This window comes from Serratia sp. CMO1 (assembly GCF_015689115.1).
In the GTDB taxonomy this organism is placed as follows: domain Bacteria; phylum Pseudomonadota; class Gammaproteobacteria; order Enterobacterales; family Enterobacteriaceae; genus Serratia; species Serratia marcescens.
On sequence record NZ_CP065032.1, the window covers coordinates 483,434 to 504,161 of the forward strand.

Genomic DNA, 20,728 nt, shown 5'->3' on the forward strand with positions numbered 1-20,728 from the left:
TGTGTATCCCCTGAAGGCGCCGCTGGGCGGCGCTGCGAACGGTTTGTTATCGTTGGTTTTTACGGCGCGGGCGCCGTCGGCCTGTCACGGTAGAACCTTTGCCGGCGGCGGGCAAAGGTCAATGCGCTATTTGATATTCCTGGAATATATTAGCCGCCCTGGCCGGGGGCGCCAGGGCGGAGGAGGAGGATTGTCAGAGGGTTTCGCTCAGCGTGGCGACCAGCACCGCCTTGATGGTATGCAGCCGGTTTTCCGCCTGATCGAACACCACGCTGTGCGCCGACTCGAACACCTCGTCGGTCACTTCCATGCCGCCGTGCAGATCGTACTGTTGCGCCATCTGCTTGCCGAGCGTGGTTTGGTCGTCGTGGAACGCCGGCAGGCAGTGCAGGAACTTCACGTTCGGGTTGCCGGTCAGTTTCAGCATCGCCATGTTGACCTGATACGGCCGCAGCAGCGCGATACGCTCTTGCCAGGTTTCTTTCGGTTCGCCCATCGACACCCACACGTCGGTGTAGAGGAAGTCGGCGTCTTGCACCCCTTCGGCGATGTCTTCGGTCAGGGTGAGTTTCGCGCCGGTTTGCTGCGCCAGCGCCTGGCATTCGGCCACCAGCTCCGGCTGCGGCCAGCAGGCCTTCGGCGCCACCAGCCGCAGATCCATGCCCGCCAGCGCGGCGGCTTCCAGCAGCGTGTTGCCCATGTTGTTGCGCGCGTCGCCGACGTACGCCAGCTTCACTTCACTCAGCGCCTTGCCCGGCAGGTGTTCCTGCACGGTGAGCAGATCCGCCAGCAATTGGGTAGGGTGGAACTCGTCGGTCAGGCCGTTCCACACCGGCACGCCGGCGTGTTCCGCCAGGGTTTCCACCAGCGCCTGGCCGTAGCCGCGATACTGAATGCCGTCGTACAGGCGGCCCAGCACCCGGGCGGTGTCTTTCATCGACTCTTTATGGCCGATCTGGCTGCCGCTTGGGCCGAGATAGGTCACCTGCGCGCCCTGATCGAATGCGGCAACTTCGAAAGAGCATCGCGTGCGGGTCGAGTCTTTTTCGAAGATGAGCGCAATGTTTTTGCCCTGCAGCCGGCGCGGTTCCCGCCCCTGCTTTTTGGCCTGTTTCAGATCGGCCGCCAGTTTCAGCAGCGCCTGCAGTTCGGCGGGGGTGAAATCCATTAACCTCAGAAAGTGACGTTGGTAGAACGCATTGCCGGTGCTCATAGTCCGATTCCCTGATTGTTTAATTGAATTAAAATTCACTTTATATGTATGAATATTCAATTTCAACCCCGGCGAGGAAATCTTTCACGTTTATCGTGGAAGCAATGTCGGCGGTGTGTGAAAATAGAAGGAATGAAGGCCATTTGACTTGAGGATATAGGCATGGCAAACCGCGAATTGCTGGAAGAACAACGTGAAGAGACCCGCCTGATCATCGAAGAACTGCTGGAAGACGGCAGCGATCCGGACGCGCTCTACACCATCGAGCACCATCTGTCCGCCGAGAAATTTGAGGTTCTGGAGCAGGCCGCCGTTGAAGCCTTCAAGTTGGGCTACGAAGTGACCGACGCCGAAGAGCTGGAAGTGGAAGACGGTTCGCTGGTGATGTGCTGCGACGTGATCAGCGAAGTCGGCCTGAACGCCGAACTGATCGACGCCCAGGTCGAGCAGCTGGTGGCGCTGGCGGAACGCTGCGGCGTCAACTACGACGGCTGGGGCACCTACTTCGAAGATCCGAACGGTGAAGACGGTGAGGATGACGAAGACGGCGACTACATCGACGAAGACGACGACGGCAAACGCCACTAATTAACCCCGCTTATTCACATGGGCCGGCTCTCGTCGGCCCCTGATATCCCCGTCGTCTTTCAAGCTGCAGCGTTGTTGGCTGCACTCTCTCACCCCAGTCACTTACCTGAGTAAGCTCCTGGGGATGAGTGAGCTGGCCGCCTAGCTGCAACTTGAAATACATAGGGCAATGAAGCCGATGACATACCAATCCCTGTTAGCCCCGATTTTAAGCTTCCTGCACTGTGAAACTCCCGATGCCTGGATCGACGCCGCGCGCCGTCCGGAAAACCTGCAGCTGTTGCTGACCGACCACCTGGTGTGCGAGCTGAAGGCCGCGCAGACCGGCATGTGGCTGATCCGCCGCTATGTGGCGGACAAAGAGAGCGGCGACGCGCTGTTGGCGCTGCTGCGGCCCTACGAGGCGTTTCTGCACGAGGCGCAGGGCGCGCCGGACACGCTGTTCCGCCAGGGCCAGTTCACCCGCAAGATCCTGCCGAAAAACGGCTCGGCCTACGGCCAGGATCTGGCGGATCGCATGGTGCTGTTGATCAAGGAAGAGCTGCATCACTTCTCGCAGGTGCTGGAGATCATGCAGGCGCGCGGGATCCCGTATCGCAAGATCACCGCCAGCCGCTACGCCAAGGGCATGATCCGCGAGATCCGCACCCACGATCCGGCGACGCTGATCGATAAACTGATCTGCGGCGCCTACATCGAAGCGCGATCCTGCGAACGCTTCGCCAAGCTGGCGCCGCACCTGGACGACGAGTTGAACCGCTTTTACGTTTCGCTGCTGCGATCCGAAGCGCGGCATTACCAGGACTACCTGACATTGGCCGAGCAGATCGCCGGCGGCGACATCAGCGAACGGGTGGCGCATTTCGGCCGCCTCGAAGCTGAGCTGATCCTGTCGCCGGACAGCGAGCTGCGCTTCCACAGCGGCGTGCCCGCCGCCGCCTGACGTTGAGGCGCGCCCTTACTGCGGCGCGCCCAGCAACAAATCTACCGCCTTTTCCGCCAGCATGATGGTCGGCGCATTGGTGTTGCCGCTGGTGAGCTGCGGCATCACCGAGCAGTCGATCACCCGCAGCCGTTCAAAACCGTGCACCCGCAGCTGCGGATCGGTCACCGCGTCCTGTGGCGACGGCCCCATGCGGCAACTGCCCACCGGGTGATACACCGTCTTGCAGAAGTTGCGCACGAATTCTTCCAGCTGCGCTTCATCGCGCGTCCACTCCGGCTGCGGCATCAGCAGATCTTTGATCAGCGGCTTCAGCGCCGCGGTTTGCAGGAAATCCAGGCCGAACTTCACCGCGCGCACGCTGCCGGCCAGATCGTCCGGGTGGCCGAGGTAGTTGGCGTGCAGCTTGACCGGGTCGCGCGGGTTGCTGCTGCGCAGCTGCACTTCGCCGCGCGCCTTCGGCTGCAGGTAGCCGACCTTGAGCGTGAAGCCGTGAATGTTCGGCAGCGGCTCGCCGGGCACGTCGTCCCAGCTGTCCAGCAGCGGCAGAAAGTGGATCTGCACGTCCGGCCGGCCGTCGCCCTGGCTGTCGGTGAAGGCGGCGCCTTCCAGCACGTTGGATGAGAGCACCCCACTGCGAAACGCCAGCCACTGCGCGCCGTGGCTCAGCGCCTGCAGGCCGCGATCGGCGCCGAACAGGCTGATCGGCTCGCGGGTGCTGACGTTGATCGACATATGCAGATGGTCGTGGAAGTTTTTGCCCACCGGCAGATCCGCCCGCACCTCGATGCCCAGCTGCTGCAGGTGGTCGCGCGGGCCGATGCCGGACAGCATCAGCAGCTTCGGCGAACCGACCGCGCCGGCGCTGACGATCACCTCTTTGGTGGCGCGCGCGGTCACTTCGGCGCCGCCGTTCTGGCTGTAGACCACGCCGGTGGCGACGTTGCCCTCGAAGGTCAGCCGATGCGCCAGGGCGTTCAGTTTCACCACCAGCCGCCGTTCGTCGCGCACCGCCTTCAGGTAGGTGCGGGCGGTGCTGGCGCGTTCGCCGTTGTGGGTGGTGGTTTGGTAGAAACCGACGCCGTGCTGGCTGTCGCCGTTGAAGTCGTTGCGATAGGGCAGGTTCAGCTCCTGGCCGGCGCGGATAAACGCCATGCTGAGCGGGTGGCGGTAGCGATTCTCGCTGACCGGCAGCAGCCCGTCGGCGCCGTGGTAGTCGTCCGACAGGCTTTCGTTGGCCTCGGCGCGTTTGAAGTAGGGCAGCACCTCGCGGTAGCTCCAGCCGGCGCAGCCGTAGCGTTCGGCCCAATCGTCGTAGTCTTGCGGCTGGCCGCGCAGGTAGATCATGCCGTTCACCGAACTGCTGCCGCCCAGCACCTTGCCCTGCGCGATCTGCATGCGGCGGTTATTGGCGTGCGGTTCCGGCTCCGTCTCATAAGGCCAGCTCTTTTTGGCGATGATCTTGGCCACCCCGGCCGGCATCTTAATGAACAGGTTATTGTCGTCGCCGCCGGCTTCCAGCAGCAGCACCCGCGCCTGGGTGCGGCGGATCAGCTGCGCCGCCAGCACGCAGCCGGCGGAACCGGCGCCGACGATGATGTAATCAAAGGTATTTTCCGACATGACAGCTCTCCGTGCGCGATTGGGATACTGGCAGAGTAACGCGGGGGAAAAGGCGGTCAATTTGCGATCGTTAATTTATTAACGAACTTCACATTAAATTTACATATCGGTTTTTAACGTCAGTTTATCTGCTTGAAAAACGGCGTTATAGCGAGTTTTACTGATTGATTGCGATATTAATAAAAAAGGCGCAGCAAGCTGCGCCCTGATGAAGAGGCGGGGGAGGATTACAGCGTTTTCAGCATGGTGACTTCACAATCGACGTGGCCGGTGGCGCCCATCGCATGCTCGATGTGTTCGAAGCCCAGATGTTCGTACAGCGCAACGGCCTGCGTCAGGCTGGCGGTGGTCTCGAGGTAACAACAGCGGAAGCCGTGCTGGCGGGCGAAATCCAGCGCCTGCAGCGCCAGGCGTTTCGCCAATCCCTTGCCGCGCAACACCGGCAGGAAATACATCTTCTGCAATTCGCAAATATCGTCTGCGCCGCCCTGCAGCGGCGCGATGCCGCCGCCGCCGGCGACCTGGCCGTCCACCTCGATCACCCAGTAAGCGCTGCGCGGCAGGCTATAGAGCTGATACAGGGCGTCCAGATTGGGATCGGAGACGGTATAGCCTTTATCCGCCGTCAGGCCGTGCTCGGCGGAGACTTCGCGAATGACGTGAGCAATGGCGGCATTGTCTTCCGCCGTGATAGGGCGCACCAGCAGGCGCGCCGGGGTTGCTGTTGTCATGTTTACACTCGCCATTGAAAGAGACCACGTTCGTTTTTCGTTTTTATCGCAGCGCGAAACGCGCCGGGGGTTATTTCCCGGCGGCGTCCCTGCAGCAGTAATATCTTGTAATAACATCTAACCCGGCCCGGATGCAACGGCGATAAAAAAACAGCGGGGAAGACCCCGCTGTTTTCAGGCGTTGGCGTGAGCCGGTGGATTACAGCGCGGCGATGGTCGCCTGCTGTTCCTGCAGCTTCACTTTGCCTTCTTTGCAGGCCGCCAGGCGATCGCGTTCTTTGGCGACCACCGCTTCCGGCGCGCGCGCCACGAAGCCTTCGTTCGCCAGCTTGCCTTCGATCGAAGCGATTTCCGCATCCAGTTTGCCCATCTCTTTGGCCAGACGCGCGATCTCGGCGTCCTTGTCGATGAAACCGGCCATCGGGATCAGCAGCTCGGCGCCGTCCACCAGCTTGGTGACGGAGACCGGGCCTTTCTCACCGGCCGGCAGCAGCGCGATGGATCCCAGGCGCGCCAGGCGGGCGATAAAGCTTTGGTTCTCCTGCACGCGGCGCTGGGCATCGGCGCTGCAGTTGCGCAGCAGCACGTCGAGCGCTTTGCTTGGCGCGATGTTCATCTCGGCGCGGATGTTGCGCACGGCGATGATGGTTTGCTTGATCCACTCCAGATCGTTCAGCGCCTGCTCGTCTTCCAGCGCGGCGTCGTAGGCCGGGAACGGCTGCAGCATGATGGTGTCAGCGGCCGTGCCGGTCAGCGGCTTCACGCGCTGCCAGATGGTTTCGGTGATGAACGGAATGATCGGGTGCGCCAGGCGCAGCAGCGCTTCCAGCACGGTAATCAGCGTGTGACGGGTGCCGCGCTGTTCCGCTTCGCTGCCGTTGCTCACCACCGGCTTGGTCAGCTCCAGATACCAGTCGCAGAACTGGTTCCAGGTGAATTCGTACAGGATGTTGGCCGCCAGATCGAAGCGGTAGGTATCCAGCGCTTCACGGTAGGCTTTCACCGTGCGGTTGAATTCGGCCAGGATCCAGCGATCCGCCAGCGACAGCACTTTCTCGCCGCCGTTGAAGCCGCAGTCGTGCGCCTCGGTGTTCATCAGCACGAAGCGGCTGGCGTTCCACAGCTTGTTACAGAAGTTGCGGTAGCCTTCCAGGCGCTTCATGTCCCAGTTGATGTCGCGGCCGGTCGAGGCCAGCGCCGCCAGGGTGAAGCGCAGGGCGTCGGTGCCGTGCGGCTCGATGCCGTTCGGGAACTGCTTCTCGGTGCGCTTGCGGATTTTCTCCGCCAGCTGCGGCTGCATCATATTGCCGGTGCGTTTTTCCAGCAGGTCTTCCAGCGAGATGCCGTCGACCATGTCCAGCGGGTCGATCACGTTGCCTTTCGACTTGGACATCTTCTGGCCTTCGTCGTCGCGGATAAGACCGGTCATGTAGACGGTCTTGAACGGCACCTGCGGCTTGCCGTTTTCATCCTTGATGAAGTGCATGGTCAGCATGATCATGCGCGCGATCCAGAAGAAGATGATGTCGAAGCCGCTGACCATCACGCTGGTCGGGTGGAAGGTTTTCAGCGCGTCGGTCTGCTCCGGCCAGCCCAGGGTGGAGAAGGTCCACAGGCCGGACGAGAACCAGGTGTCCAGCACGTCTTCGTCCTGGGTCAGCGCCACGTCGGCGCCCAGGTTGTTCTCGCTGCGCACTTCTTCTTCGCTGCGGCCCACATAGACTTTGCCGTTCACGTCGTACCAGGCCGGGATGCGGTGGCCCCACCACAGCTGACGCGAGATGCACCAGTCCTGAATGTCGCGCATCCAGCTGAAGTACATGTTTTCGTACTGCTTCGGCACGAACTCGATTTGGCCCTGTTCGACCGCTTCCACCGCCACTTTGGCCAGCGGCGCGGTGCGCACGTACCATTGGTCGGTCAGCATCGGCTCGATCACCACGCCGCCGCGGTCGCCGTAAGGCACCGTCAGGTCGTGCGGTTTGATCTCGTCCAGCAGGCCCAGATTTTCGAAGGCGGCGACCACCGCTTTACGCGCCGCGAAGCGCTCCAGGCCGCGGAACTCGGCCGGGATCTCGCTGCAGTAGTCGGTGCAGACTTCGCCCAGGGTGTTGAACACTTCCGCTTCCTGACGGATGTCACCGTCGAAGGTCAGAATGTTGATCATCGGCAGGCCGTGGCGTTTGCCGACTTCGTAGTCGTTGAAATCGTGCGCCGGGGTGATCTTCACGCAGCCGGTGCCTTTTTCCATATCGGCGTGTTCGTCGCCGACGATGCGGATGCGGCGGCCGACCAGCGGCAGAATGATCTCTTTGCCGATCAGGTCTTTATAGCGCGGATCTTCCGGGTTGACCGCCACGCCGGTATCGCCCAGCACGGTTTCCGGACGGGTGGTGGCGACCACCAGGTAGTCTTTGCCCTCGGCGGTTTTCGCGCCGTCGGCCAGCGGATAGCGCAGGTGCCACATCGAGCCTTTGGATTCGCGGTTTTCCACTTCCAGATCGGAGATGGCGGTGCGCAGCTTCGGATCCCAGTTCACCAGGCGCTTGCCGCGGTAGATCAGATCTTCTTTGTGCAGACGGACAAACACTTCGCGCACCGCGTTCGACAGGCCTTCGTCCATGGTGAAGCGCTCGCGCTCCCAGTCCACGGAGTTGCCCAGACGACGCATCTGACGGGTGATGGTGCCGCCGGATTCCGCCTTCCACTGCCAGATCTTGTCGATGAACGCGTCACGGCCGTAGTCGTGGCGGGTTTTGCCTTCTTCCGCGGCGATCTTGCGCTCCACCACCATCTGGGTGGCGATGCCGGCGTGGTCGGTGCCCGCCTGCCACAGGGTGTTTTTACCCTGCATGCGTTGATAGCGAATCATGGTGTCCATGATGGTCTGCTGGAACGCGTGGCCCATGTGCAGGCTGCCGGTGACGTTCGGCGGCGGGATCATGATGCAGAAGCTTTCCTGGCTGGTGTCGCCGTTCGGCTTGAAGTAACCCTGACTCTCCCAGTGATCGTACAGCTTCTGTTCGATCTGTTTTGGGTCGTATGCGGTGTCGAGCTGACTGTTTGTCTTTTCCATTCTTTATCGTATTCAGTGAGTTGGCGGCGTAGCCGTGGTCAAATGGAAGCCGACGCTGCGATAGGCCTTGTAACGGTCGCGCGCCAACTGTTTCAGAGTGTCTTCGTAAGGAACGAAGTCTACCACTTCATGGAAAGCGGTAGCAAAGTCGGCAAACTGCGGCAGCAGGGCGATCAGCAGATCGCGCGGGGCGTTGCCGCGCTTGCCGGGCCAGCACAGTTCCACCGGCGCGCCGTAGTGCGGCCCTTCGCCGGCCAGGTTGTGCGGCACGAATTCATGCGGCTCGCGCTGCCACAGCGCTTCGTCCAGCCGCTGGGCCTGCTCCTGGCTCTCGCAGGCGATCAGCACCCGCTTGCCGGAACGCCAGCGTTCGGCGGCAACGGCGCAGGCCACGGCCTCATGGGCGCTGAGCGCGCCTGACGGTTCCGCGTTGTCGAGCAAATAAAACGTCGCCTGTTTCATTAAGGATCCACCGCTGCCGATAAAAAAACAGGGCACAACATGTAGGTTGCGCCCTTTTTGGGAACGGAGCAGATAACTCTACCCCTTCGCTGCTGAGAGGATTATATACCCAATAGATTTCAAGTTGCAGCTAGGCGGCAAGTTCGTTCATCCCCAGGAGCTGACATCAAGTCAGTGACTGGGGTGAACGAATGCGGCCAACAACGCTGCGGCTTGAAAGATGAAGGGTATTTAATCGTCGCCGTTCAGGCCTGCACGGTTCAGTAAGAACTGCGACAGCAGCGCCACCGGGCGGCCGGTCGCGCCCTTGGCTTTACCGGAGCGCCAGGCGGTGCCGGCGATATCCAGGTGCGCCCAGGTGTACTTGCGGGTGAAGCGCGACAGGAAGCAGGCAGCGGTGATGGCGCCGCCAGGGCGGCCACCGATGTTCGCCATGTCGGCGAAGTTGGAGTCCAACTGCTCGTAGTACTCGTCGGCCATCGGCAGGCGCCAGGCGCGGTCGCCGGCCTGCTCGGAAGCGCCCAGCAGCTCGTGCGCCAGCGGGTTGTGGTTCGACATCAGGCCGGTGATATGGTGGCCCAGGGCGATCACGCAGGCGCCGGTCAGGGTGGCGATGTCGATCACCAGCTCCGGCTCGAAGCGCTCGACATAGGTCAGGGTGTCGCACAGCACCAGACGGCCTTCGGCGTCGGTGTTGAGCACCTCGACGGTCTGGCCGGACATGGTGGTCAGCACGTCGCCCGGACGATACGCCCGGCCGCCCGGCATGTTTTCACAGCCGGCCAGCACGCCGATCACGTTCAGCGGCAGGTTCAGCTCCGCCACCACGCGCATCACGCCGTACACGGTCGCCGCGCCGCACATGTCGTATTTCATCTCGTCCATGCCGTCGGCCGGTTTGATCGAGATGCCGCCGGAGTCGAAGGTCAGCCCTTTGCCTACCAGCACGATCGGCTTAGCGTCCGGATTTGGGTTGCCCTTATATTCCATCACCGACATCAATGATTCGTTCTGCGAACCGGCGCCGACCGCCAGATAGGCGTTCATGCCCAGCTCTTTCATCTGCTGTTCGCCGATGACGCGGGTGGTGATGTTGGTGCTGAAGGCGTCCGCCAGCTGACGAGCCTGCGAGGCCAGGTAGCCGGCGTTACAGATGTTCGGCGGCATGTTGCCGAGATCTTTGGCCGCCTTGATGCCGGAAGCCACCGCCAAACCGTGCTGAATCGCGCGCTCGCCGCTGGTGAGCTCACGGCGGGTCGGCACGTTGAACACCATTTTGCGAAGCGGACGACGCGGCTCCACCTTGTTGCTTTTCAGCTGATCGAAGGTGTAGAGCGTCTCTTTGGCGGTTTCCACCGCCTGACGCACTTTCCAGTAGGTGTTGCGGCCTTTCACGTGCAGCTCGGTCAGGAAGCAGACCGCTTCCATTGAGCCGGTGTCGTTGAGGGTATTGATGGTTTTCTGGATCACCTGCTTGTATTGGCGCTCATCGAGCTCGCGCTCTTTGCCGCAGCCGATCAGCAGGATGCGCTCGGAGAGAATGTTGGGCACATGGTGCAGTAGCAGCGTCTGCCCGACCTTGCCTTCCAGTTCGCCACGGCGCAGCAATGCGCTGATATAACCATCACTGATTTTGTCGAGTTGTTCTGCGATAGGGGACAGGCGGCGCGGTTCGAAAACGCCGACTACAATACAGGCACTGCGCTGTTTTTCCGGGCTACCGCTTTTTACACTGAACTCCATGCACTCTCCTGAATCTTAAAGACAAAGGCGGACGCTACGGCTAGAATAACCGACTCCGTAACGATCTCCTGCCATTTGAGTTAACGGATTATGTTAACCTGAACGGCGTAAATTGCTCTGTTTTGGCGACTATAAGCAAGTTCCTATAGGACACCCAAACGGCTTGATGTTGTAATACTATTTTAGCTGTGAAGGTTGCCATATGATGAGAATAAATGGCGGATTAGCGATGAAATTATCGATTTTCCTGCAAAAAGACAAGTTTTCACAGGCGTAATAAGCGTGATCATCATAAGATATCTGGTACGGGAAACGCTCAAGAGCCAAATCGCCATCCTGTTCATCCTGCTTCTGATCTTCTTTTGTCAGAACCTGGTCAGGGTGTTGGGCGACGCGGTGGACGGCAATATCCCGACAAACTTAGTACTCTCTCTGCTTGCTCTGGGCGTGCCGAAGATGGCGCAGCTCATCCTGCCTTTGAGCCTGTTTCTCGGCTTGCTGATGACGCTTGGGCGGTTGTATACCGAGAGCGAAATCACCGTCATGCACGCCTGCGGGCTGGGCAAACGCACCCTGATTATTGCCGCCATGATCCTGGCGCTGTTCACCTCTGCGGTCGCGGCGGTGAACGTGTTTTGGGCCGGCCCCTGGGCCTCGCGCTATCAGGACGTGGTGGTGAACGAAGCCAAGGCCAACCCAAGCATCGCCGGGCTGGCGGAAGGGCAGTTCAAGCCCTCGCAAGACGGCAACGCGGTGCTGTTTATCGGCAACGTGAAGGGCAGCACCTTCAACGACGTGTTCCTGGCGCAGCTGCGGCCGAACGGCAACCAACGCCCGTCGGTGGTGGTGGCCGAGCACGGCAACATCGTGCAGCAGAAAGACGGCTCGCAGGTGGTGACGCTCGACAAGGGCACGCGTTTTGAAGGCACCGCGCTGCTGCGCGACTTCCGCATTACCGACTTCACCGACTACAAGGCGGTGATTGGCCACCGCACCGTGGCGGCGGACAACACCGAATCCGAACAGATGTCGATGCAGACGCTGTGGGAATCCGACGATCCGGACGCGCGCGCCGAGTTCCACTGGCGCCTGACGCTGGTGGTCTCGGTGGCGCTGATGGCGCTGCTGGTGGTGCCGCTCAGCGTGGTGAACCCGCGCCAGGGCCGCGTGCTGAGCATGCTGCCGGCCATCCTGCTGTATCTGATCTTCTTCCTGCTGCAGACCTCGCTGCGCTCCAACGCCGGCAAGGGCAAGCTGGATCCGATGCTGTGGCTGTGGCTGGTTAACGGCGTTTACTTCGCGATCGCGCTGGCGCTGAACCTGTGGGATACCGTGCCGATGCGTAAGCTGCGCGCACGCCTGAGAGGAGCGGCCTGATGTTTGGCGTATTAGACCGGTATATCGGTAAAACGATTTTCAACACCATCATCATGACGCTGTTCATGCTGGTGTCGCTGTCCGGCATCATCAAGTTCGTCGATCAGCTGCGCAAGGTCGGCCAGGGCGAATACACCGCGCTGAGCGCCGGCATGTATACCCTGCTGAGCGTGCCGAAAGACATCGAGATCTTCTTCCCGATGGCGGCGCTGCTCGGCGCGCTGCTCGGCCTGGGCCAACTGGCGACGCGCAGCGAACTGGTGGTGATGCAGGCTTCCGGCTTCACCCGCCTGCAGATCGCCGGCTCGGTGATGAAAACCGCCATTCCGCTGGTGCTGTTGACCATGGCGATCGGCGAGTGGGTGGCGCCGCAGGGCGAGCAGATGGCGCGCAACTACCGCGCCCAGCAGATGTACGGCGGCTCGCTGCTCTCTACCAAGAGCGGGCTGTGGGCGAAGGACGGCAACGACTTCATCTACATCGAGCGCGTCTCCGGCGATAAAGAACTCTCCGGCGTGAACATCTACCACTTCAACGATCAGCGTCGCCTGGAAACGGTGCGCTATGCGGCTACCGCCAGCTTCGAGAACGGCCTGTGGCAGCTTTCGCAGGTGGACACCTCGGATCTGACCAACCCGAAACAGGTGACCGGCACCCAGACGCTGACCGGCGAATGGAAAACCAACCTGACCCCGGACAAGCTGGGCGTGGTGGCGCTGGATCCGGATTCGCTCTCCATCAGCGGGCTGCACAACTACGTGAAGTACCTGAAGCAGAGCGGCCAGGAAGCCAACCGTTACCAGCTCAACATGTGGAGCAAAATCTTCTCGCCGCTGTCGGTGGCGGTGATGATGCTGATGGCGCTGTCGTTCATCTTCGGCCCGCTGCGCAGCGTGCCGATGGGCATCCGCGTGGTGACCGGCATCAGCTTCGGCTTCCTGTTCTACGTGCTGGATCAGATTTTCGGCCCGCTGAGCCTGGTGTACAGCATGCCGCCGGTGCTGGGCGCGCTGCTGCCGAGCATGCTGTTCCTGCTGATCAGCGTGTATATGCTGCTCAAACGCAAGTAGCGGGGCGATCGGTAGTGAAGAAAGGCGTGGCCGCGGGGCCGCGCCTTTTTTGTGGGTGGGATTAGCTGACGCTCAGCAGCGCGATGCCGGCATCCTGATAGGCCTGTGCGTCTTCCGGCAGGCGATCCAGCACGAGAGTGTCGATCTGAGCAGGGGAGGCGAACTGCGCCAGCGAGGTGTTGCTCAGCTTGGAGTGATCGCACACCACGATCACCTGATTGGCATGCTCCACCATCGCGCGCTTGGTTTCGGCCAGCATGATATCCGCCACGCAGGCGCCCTGTTTCAACGACAGCGCGTTGGTGCCCATAAACGCCTTGTCGATGTTCAGCGTATCCAGCAGTGAACGGCCGTTGATGGCGACTGCGCAGTGATAGCCCTTTTTGACGATGCCGCCTAGCAGGATGATTTGGATAGACTCGACGTCTTCCAGACTTTTGGCGATCATGAAATCGTTGGTAACCACGGTCAGATTGCGCTTTTGGCGTAGATGGCGAGCGATCTGCAGGGTGGTGGTGCCGGTGTCCAGCACGATGATATCGCCGTCCTCCACCAGACCGGCGGCCAGTTGGCCAATCTGCTCCTTGGCGCTGAGGTTCACCTCTTCACGCTGATCGGAACCGACCTCAAAGCTGGCACGGGTGCGCAGAATGGCACCGCCGTGGGTGCGCGTCAGCATGCCGGCGTCTTCCAGAATGCGCAGATCGGTGCGGATGGTGGCGCCGGAGACGTTAAAGCGCGAGCTCATTTCCCCTACGGAGAGCTTGCGCTTCTCCTTGAGAATGGCGAGAAGTTTTTCCTGGCGCTCTTCTGCGAACATGCTCACTCATTCACTCCTGACCGGCACAATGGATGTGCGGCTAATATACCTTGCACATCGGCCGCAGGCAAAGCGGCTTGCCCCGGACTGCTCGTAGGAGAATGTGAAGGTTACGGCGCGTCGATCCTTTTTGGTATAGTCTACCCAGCAGCGTATTGGGTAGCGGGGCAGGCAGTTAATGGAATATGAAGAGAATATCAGTCACATTATCAGCAAGCATCTGGAAGCGGCATTAGGCGATTTCGGCGAGCTTATCTGGGCCTACGTGGTGTTATCCAAGAAAGATATGTCATGTATCTTTGGCGTCACCAATTATCCCGGTGAATGGGTAAAGCAATATAAAGAGCAGGGGCTACAATATACCGATCCGGTAGTCATTACGGCGCTCAATCGCCTGACGCCTTTTGCCTGGGATGAGAATCTGATGGCCGGTACCGGCTTCCGCTTTTCTGAGTTGTTCGAGCAAGCACGCGAATTCGGCGTAGCCGACGGCTATACCTTCGTGTTGCATGATTTTAATAATAATCTAGTGACCCTTTCCTTTACCCTCGCTGCCGAGCGCAAGGCGGAAACCATGCAGATGCTGAATCAGCATAAAGGCGATATTTCGTTGCTGCTGGCATCGACCCATGAGATGTATTTGACGCTGACTTCACTGTCCGAAAAAAACACCGCGCGCCAGGAAAAAAACGCCCGTTTTACCGAGAGAGAAAACGAGATCCTCTATTGGGCCAGCGTAGGGAAAACCTACCAGGAAATGGGCATGATCCTGGGGATCAAAACCTGCACCATCAAGTTTCATATGGGGAACATTGTCAAAAAGCTGGGGGTGGCGAATGCCCGGCATGCTATCCGTTTAGGGATGGAACTTCAGCTGATTAAACCGGTGGGGTGATTAGAACGCAGGTTCGTCGCTCAACGGCCAGGCGTTTAGCATGTGCTCGTCTTGCGTATTCAACTTTTTGAATATTCTGTTTTTTAATGCCTCCTGGCTCTGACGATCAACGTGGCCCAACAGCAAATGAACGGGCTCGTTCTTTTCCGATATGCCTGTTTTCAGCAGCGTGACGTTCCAGCCGGAGCTTTTGATGATATGCAACATAGGATGGCTGGAGACGGCCAGTATGCCGTCATAGCCGTGTTGCCGCGCATAGTTGATCAGCGACAAGAACAGCGCCAGAGTTACAGGGAACCGGCGACCCAGCAGTGATTGGGTTCTTTCTTTATCGACGAAAAAGCGTGTGGATTCGATGAAATTCCCTTCTGGAATGACGATGTCATGAAAGAAAGAGGAAAATGCGCTGTTTAGCATATTCTTGTGTTTCATATCAATCATCCTGGTACCACAAACTATCATGTTGTCCTTTACGCCAAATATATAGTTTGTCTTATCATTATCAAACTCATCCAGCTCCTTGCCGTCTGAACAGTTCACGGCCCATTGCAGCCTGTCTTTAAAGACATTTTTCCTTAAAACATAAAGATCTGCTGATTTTTCGGTGCTCATTGATGCGTAGTTGGTGCTGTAAATATTAAACATAATGTTACCTTTGAATAAATTAAGAGAAATAACTTTATCCAGTAACATCAGAGAAGTTTCACTACGAGCATGCCGGTGCGTGAGAATGATAAGGCTTTTTAAGCGATCGGCGCTAACCTTATTATGCCGTGCGGCCGAGGTAGTTTCAGGGCAATGGAACGGTGAACACAGCAGGCCGGCGAAATTGAACGGCCTGGCCGATTAAAGACAGGAGAGGATTCCAGAATTGCTATCATGGGCTGCCCGGCCTTGTCTGCCATGGCGAAATATTAACTGGTGATTTTATAATGAATGGAGTCTTAATTATTTTAATAGTGAATGGGTGATATTTTCCTACTGAAGATTTGCCGATAAGGCATGACTTCCTCGTCCCGCAGAGAAATAAGCGTGAAAATGGCGGCCAGTGTGATTTCTACAGTATGCCTCGGACCTTTATTCCTGCGTGACCAAGTCCGATCTTAAAAAATATCTGATAGAGATCACATTATTGTAATGACAGGAACGGTGCTATTTCGTGATGGTTCTGCGGGTATGTTGGGCTGCTATGTGAAATGAGCAATGTGTGGTGGTTTTGATAGAACGCCGTGGCGGCTGGGATACAGAGTGAAAAATAGTGCTAGCACCCGATTTCCGCTATGTGAAATAATAACCCAACTGAACTGATGAAGGTCTAGTAGGGTACTATACTTTAGTCTAACTAGCTTCTAACTCCCTAAGGCGATACACTTTTCTAGTCAATTTTTGATGAAAAAACATAAAAAAAACCTGACCTCGTAGGGTCAGGCTGCCAAGATCGGCCAACACCAGGGAAAATTTTCTTACACCATCTTAAAGCTATCAACTCAGCAGAGGCAAGTGTTCTCTGCTGGTTTTTAGCTTTGGGTTGCTGTTTTGTTACGTATGCACGCTATTTTCTGTTGGTTCTAGATAAAATCCCATCTCAAGAAATAACATCTCTCCCCTGACAACCCCGTTCCCATTGACTTATTCCAGTTATGACTGTCGTAGATGAAAAAATAGTGTTGTCGGAATGTTGTGCAAACATATTTTTTATTGGCTGAATTATTGGGTTGAAATTATTTTCAGCGTTGTTATCCCGGTTCGGGATTATTTGGCATCGTTTACATAGATCGGGGGAGTAACAAGCATAACCCGACAAGCGGCGAGCCATGGCTATAAAGACGCGTGAGCTGACAAAAAAGCGAATGAGGCCTGATGGTTTATAACAGCTATCAGGCCTCATGCTATGTGGTAAGAAACATTACAGCGGCTGGCTGAACTCCACTCGTTCGCCGTCCGGCCCGGCGATCATCAGATAGCGCACGCCGTTGGCGCCGCTGGGTTGTAGCGTCGGTCCTTCAATCACCGGATACCCCAGATCCGCCAGCCAACGCTGCGTGGCCGCCAGATCGGTGACCCGCAAAGCGATGTGGTCGATACCATAGGCGTTGACGGGGAGAATCAGCCCTTCGGCGGGCAGCTGGTATAACTCCAGCGTTAGCTCACCTAACTGCAAAAACTGTACGGTGACGGGGCCGCCGAGCGCCAGCGTTTGCCGGGGTTCGAAACCGAGTGAACGATAGAAGCCGGCGGCTCGTTCGATATCGGCGCAGCGCAGGCCGACGTGCATCAACCCATTAATCCGGTGTGCCATATCAAATCCCCTTGCGCGCGCAGTAGAAGCCATAGAAGGCGACGTAGGCGAAGCAGACCAGCGGCACTGCGAAGGCGATCTGCATATCGCCGCCGTTGAGATCGGAGATGATGCCCATGATTAATGGCACTACCGCGCCACCGATGATCGACATCACCACGATCGAGCCGGCCACCTGAGTTTCTTCGCCCAGCCCTTTGATCGTCAGGCCAAAGTTGGTTGGCCAGCACAACGCCATACAGAAGTTGACGCCCATGATCGCCACCACCGCCAGCAGGCTTTGAATGTTGATGGCCAGCAGCAACAGCAGCACGCATACCGAACAGAACACGCCGAGCAACCGCGCCGGGCTGAACTTTTTCATCAGCGCGGTGGTGACCACCTTGCCGGCCGAGTAGCAGACCAGCGTGGCCAACAGCCAGTAGGTGGCCGAATGCTCGCTTGCCCCCTGTTCAATCATCTGCACAAAACGAATGGTGAAGCTCCAAAGCCCTACCTGCGCGCCGACATACAGGAACTGCGACAGCACCCCCAATCGGAAGCGCGGCAGCGCCAGCAGGATCTTCAGCGATTGCATCAGCGGCTTGCCCGCTCCCTGATGTGAGCGTTGGGTTTTGCAGGCGGGGAATTTCACCGCCACGAAGATCAGCGCCAGCACGATCAGCACGCTGCCGATGATCAGATAAGGTGTGACTACCTGCGACACCATCTGGGTGCGTGCCGCTTCGGCCGCCGCCGGTGGCATCTGCAGCAGCTCGGCGTGGCTGGGATCGTTTTTGCCGAACACCAGCTGCTGGCCGATCAATACGCCAAAAATGATCCCCAGCGAGTTGAAGATCTGCGAAAAGTTGATGCGCTGGGTGGAGGTTTCCAGCGGCCCCAGCAGGCTGGAGTAGGTATTGGCGGAGGTTTCCAGGAACGACAGCCCGGTGGCGATCACTCCCAGGCAGGCCAGGAAGGCGCCGTAGGTCATGATCTGCGCTGCCGGGATAAACAGGAAACAGCCGAGAGCGTACAGGCACAGGCCGATCACGATCGCCACCTTGTACGAGTAGCGTTTGATCACCGCCGCGGCGGGCAGAGCCATCACGAAGTAGCCGAGGAAGAAGATCGATTGCACCAGCGCGGTTTGGGTATCCGACAGATCGAACCCCTTCTTGAACTGGGCGATCAGGATGTCGTTCAGGTTGCCGGCCATGCCCCACCGGGCGAACAGGCAGCAGACCAGCATCAGCTGCAGCCAGGGCGTGGCGGGCAGATAGGCGCTGCGGTCGATGTTTTCGGCCGCGGCGTGTTGCGCCACGTCGCCTTTGTTAATCAGAGAGTCGCTCATTGCGGTGTTCCTTCATCCGGAGAAAAAGAGAACGAGCTAATAACGTCAAGCTGTTCGTAGAGGGGTTGCGCCTGGCGGTAGAGCTGTTCGAACAGCTCGAAGCAGCGCAGGTAGTGTTCGTGTTGGCGCAGATCGGGGGTAAATTCGCGCTCGATGCTGACGGTGCGGCTCACCCCCTGGGCGAAACTGCTGAACAACCCGACGCCGACCCCGGCGACTATCGCGCAGCCGGTAGTGCCGTTCTCCTGATTGCGCGTTTGCAGTAGCGGCAGGTTGTAGACGGAGGCCTTGATCTGCAGCCACAGCGGGCTACGTGCGCCACCACCCGAAGCGATCATTGCCTCCGGTTCCTGCGCGTGGCGCCTGAGCTGCTGCAGATTACGCAGGGAGGCCAGCGCTACGCCTTCCAGTACCGCGCGGTAGAGGTGCGCCTGCCTATGCTTGCGCTGCAGGCCGAAGAACTGCGCGCGCGAGTTGGTGTGTTCCGCCAGCCGCTCGCCGGTCAGGTAAGGCAGGAACAGCAGCCCTTCGGCACCCGGCGGCACCTCGGCCGCCATATCGAGCATCTGCTGATGGTTGAGTTGGCTGGCGCTCAGCGCCGAACGCGCCCAGCGCATGGCGTCGCCACCGGCATCGAGCAGGGTAAAACCGCCCCAGGCCGAGTTGGCCAGGTGCAGGTTGTTGACGTTGGCAGAGAGCAGCGGGTGTTCCGAGACCACGGTGAGCAGCGTGGAGGTGCCGGTGCTGTCGGAAGCGATGCCGGCCTGATAGACGCCGGAACCGAGCAGGGTAGCGGCCATATCCGCCGTGCCCGCTACCACCGGCACCCCCGGTGGCAGACCGGTAACGCTTGCCGCTGCGGGCGTAATGTGGCCAATCACCTCGCTGGAAAGATGGATGGCGGGTAGCTGATCGGCGCGCAGCCCGAACTGCCGCAGCGCCTCTGGCGACCACTGCAGCGTGGCGCTGTCCATCAGGTAATAGCAGGAGGCTTCGCTGTAGTCGGTGGCGCGTACGCCGCAGAGCCGGAAATTGACGTAATCCTTCGGCATCAACACCGTGGCGATGCGCTCCCACTGCGATGGATGATGCTCGCGCAGCCAGGCCAGCTTGAACGCCGGCCAGGCGGCGGTAGGGGGATTGTTCAACAGTTTCAACCAGAGCTGCGGCGGCTGTTGGTTGCTAAAGCGCGCCACCTGCGGCTGCGCTCGTTTGTCGTTCCACAGCATGGCGCGATCGACGACCAGCTCGCCATCGGCATCGAGCAAGACCGTGCCGTGCATCTGCCCGCAGGCACCGACGGCGGCGATACGCGGCCAGTATTCGGCGTAGCGCGCGTGCAGCTCCTGCGTACACTGGCAGACGCACTGCCACCACAGTGAAGGCGGTTGTTCCGACCAACCGGCTTGCGGCGTGATCTGCTCGTACTCGCGCTGCGCGAAGCCAAGGATTTCCCCGGTGTTGGTGACCAGCCCGGCGCGGGTGCTGCCGGTGCCAATATCAAGGGTAAGAAGTAAATCTTTCATTGTTATCACTCCCGTGGCGGATGGCGCGGGCCACCCGCAGAAGCGTGCGCTGGGATCGCGCAAGATTAGTTATCGTTCAGTTCCGGGAACAGGCCTGGATCCTGTTCGAGCTGCTCCAGCACGCGCTGGGTGGCCGCCGCGCTCATGCCAAAGCGGCGTACGCCCAGCCGAAACAACGCGCGCACCGTGTCCAGATCGCGAATACCGCCGGCCCCTTTGATCTGGATGCGGCCACGCAACTGATCGGCGATGATCGCCACTTTCTCTACCGTGGCGCCGGTCGGTGCCCAGCCGGTGGAGGTTTTCACCCAGGCCATGCCGACCTCGACCGCGATGTCGCACACCCGACGGATCTGTTGCTCGTTCAGATAGTGCGTCTCCAGAATGACTTTGGTCGGCACCGGTGCGGCGGCCTCGACTACCCGGCGCAGATCTTCACGCACGTAGCCGTAATCCCCCGACAGCACCTTACCAATGTTCACCACCATATCGACCTCGCGCGCGCCCTCGGCGATCAGCTGGCGCACCTCCTGCACCTTGAGATCGGTGGTCTGCCCACCGCCGGGAAAGCCGACCGGCCCGCCAATCATCACATCTGCCTGGCCGCGCTCCGGCAGCAGGGTGCTGAGGAAACGCGTCCAGCACGGCAGCACGTGCACCGAGATGATGCGATAGCGGCTGGCCAGCGCGGCGCAGTGACGCACGTCTTCCTCGGTATTAGTGGCCTGCACCGCGCTCAGATCGATCAACCTGGCCATGCGTCTGGTTGTTTCATTCATTGCGTTTATCCTTCTTTTATTTTCATTTGATTTTATTTATTCACCTTATTCTCTTTCATATGGCTTTAAAATCATCACTTGGTGAAATTGTGATCTGTTCTGCGGTTTTGTGGTGAGGGGCGTGAAAGAGCGGGAGGAAGATGCGGTAAACGCCGCAATAAGAGGGTAAACGGGGATTGTGACGCTTTTTTCAACATTTAACTCATTGAATGCCTGATAACTCTTGCGTACCGATCGCGGGAAGGTATAA

17 protein-coding genes are annotated in these 20,728 nt (G+C 59.1%); 5 read left to right on the top strand and 12 right to left on the bottom strand.

Annotated features, from left to right (window positions below; all coding sequences use genetic code 11):
• Positions 1-193: 193 nt before the first annotated feature.
• On the bottom strand, positions 194-1,213 hold the full coding sequence (argF, locus tag IT763_RS02215) for an ornithine carbamoyltransferase (RefSeq protein WP_048795039.1): 1,020 nt from the start codon (positions 1,211-1,213) through the stop codon (positions 194-196).
• A gap of 162 nt (positions 1,214-1,375) precedes the next feature.
• Between argF and rraB the strand changes: the two genes are divergently transcribed.
• Both rraB and miaE read left to right on the top strand, forming a co-directional pair.
• Positions 1,376-1,801, top strand: coding sequence for a ribonuclease E inhibitor RraB (rraB, locus tag IT763_RS02220; RefSeq protein WP_004933365.1), 426 nt, complete (start codon positions 1,376-1,378; stop codon positions 1,799-1,801).
• A gap of 178 nt (positions 1,802-1,979) precedes the next feature.
• A complete protein-coding gene (miaE, locus tag IT763_RS02225; protein ID WP_015376459.1) occupies positions 1,980-2,744 on the top strand; it encodes a tRNA isopentenyl-2-thiomethyl-A-37 hydroxylase MiaE in 765 nt (254 codons plus the stop codon).
• A 15-nt stretch (positions 2,745-2,759) separates the two neighbouring features.
• On the opposite strand, the gene IT763_RS02230 is transcribed toward miaE, so the two are convergent.
• The 5 genes from IT763_RS02230 to pepA form a co-directional block, all read right to left on the bottom strand.
• Positions 2,760-4,367 (bottom strand): GMC family oxidoreductase, encoded by a 1,608-nt coding sequence (locus IT763_RS02230; protein ID WP_016929278.1) that lies wholly within the window; start codon positions 4,365-4,367, stop codon positions 2,760-2,762.
• Between the two features lie 227 nt (positions 4,368-4,594).
• Positions 4,595-5,098 carry a GNAT family N-acetyltransferase gene (locus tag IT763_RS02235; RefSeq protein WP_206195124.1) on the bottom strand — a complete coding sequence of 168 codons (504 nt, stop codon included), beginning with the start codon at positions 5,096-5,098 and terminating at the stop codon, positions 4,595-4,597.
• A gap of 199 nt (positions 5,099-5,297) precedes the next feature.
• Entirely contained in the window at positions 5,298-8,174 is a 2,877-nt protein-coding gene (locus IT763_RS02240) for a valine--tRNA ligase (protein WP_016929276.1), read from the bottom strand.
• Between the two features lie 12 nt (positions 8,175-8,186).
• Positions 8,187-8,636: a DNA polymerase III subunit chi gene (locus IT763_RS02245; RefSeq protein ID WP_016929275.1), complete on the bottom strand. Its 450-nt coding sequence runs from the start codon at positions 8,634-8,636 to the stop codon at positions 8,187-8,189.
• A 231-nt stretch (positions 8,637-8,867) separates the two neighbouring features.
• On the bottom strand, positions 8,868-10,379 hold the full coding sequence (gene pepA / locus IT763_RS02250) for a leucyl aminopeptidase (RefSeq protein ID WP_004933352.1): 1,512 nt from the start codon (positions 10,377-10,379) through the stop codon (positions 8,868-8,870).
• Between the two features lie 282 nt (positions 10,380-10,661).
• Between pepA and lptF the strand changes: the two genes are divergently transcribed.
• Together lptF and lptG are read left to right on the top strand one after the other, a co-directional pair.
• Entirely contained in the window at positions 10,662-11,756 is a 1,095-nt protein-coding gene (gene lptF, locus IT763_RS02255; RefSeq protein ID WP_004933351.1) for an LPS export ABC transporter permease LptF, read from the top strand.
• Positions 11,756-12,826, top strand: a complete 1,071-nt coding sequence (gene lptG / locus IT763_RS02260; RefSeq protein WP_016929273.1) for an LPS export ABC transporter permease LptG — start codon at positions 11,756-11,758, stop codon at positions 12,824-12,826. The genes lptF and lptG overlap by 1 nt, the downstream gene beginning before the upstream one ends.
• A 61-nt stretch (positions 12,827-12,887) precedes the next feature.
• Here lptG and IT763_RS02265 read toward each other — a convergent pair whose 3' ends face one another.
• Entirely contained in the window at positions 12,888-13,646 is a 759-nt protein-coding gene (locus IT763_RS02265) for a DeoR/GlpR family DNA-binding transcription regulator (protein ID WP_206195440.1), read from the bottom strand.
• Between the two features lie 178 nt (positions 13,647-13,824).
• Between IT763_RS02265 and IT763_RS02270 the strand changes: the two genes are divergently transcribed.
• Positions 13,825-14,541 carry a LuxR family transcriptional regulator gene (locus tag IT763_RS02270; RefSeq protein WP_160125705.1) on the top strand — a complete coding sequence of 239 codons (717 nt, stop codon included), beginning with the start codon at positions 13,825-13,827 and terminating at the stop codon, positions 14,539-14,541.
• Here IT763_RS02270 and IT763_RS02275 read toward each other — a convergent pair whose 3' ends face one another.
• The 5 genes from IT763_RS02275 to deoC all read right to left on the bottom strand — a co-directional run bounded on the left by IT763_RS02275 (position 14,542) and on the right by deoC (position 20,478).
• Positions 14,542-15,186, bottom strand: coding sequence for an acyl-homoserine-lactone synthase (locus IT763_RS02275; RefSeq protein ID WP_049187813.1), 645 nt, complete (start codon positions 15,184-15,186; stop codon positions 14,542-14,544).
• Positions 15,187-16,447: 1,261 nt separating this feature from the next.
• The gene (locus IT763_RS02280; protein ID WP_176063748.1) at positions 16,448-16,840 is read right to left on the bottom strand and encodes a VOC family protein; all 393 of its coding nucleotides are present in this window, start codon (positions 16,838-16,840) and stop codon (positions 16,448-16,450) included.
• A 1-nt stretch (position 16,841) separates the two neighbouring features.
• Positions 16,842-18,173, bottom strand: coding sequence for an L-fucose:H+ symporter permease (fucP, locus tag IT763_RS02285; protein ID WP_206195125.1), 1,332 nt, complete (start codon positions 18,171-18,173; stop codon positions 16,842-16,844).
• The gene (locus tag IT763_RS02290; protein ID WP_206195126.1) at positions 18,170-19,699 is read right to left on the bottom strand and encodes an FGGY-family carbohydrate kinase; all 1,530 of its coding nucleotides are present in this window, start codon (positions 19,697-19,699) and stop codon (positions 18,170-18,172) included. The genes fucP and IT763_RS02290 overlap by 4 nt, the downstream gene beginning before the upstream one ends.
• Before the next feature lie 65 nt (positions 19,700-19,764).
• A complete protein-coding gene (gene deoC / locus IT763_RS02295) occupies positions 19,765-20,478 on the bottom strand; it encodes a deoxyribose-phosphate aldolase (protein WP_337055618.1) in 714 nt (237 codons plus the stop codon).
• Positions 20,479-20,728 lie beyond the last annotated feature (250 nt).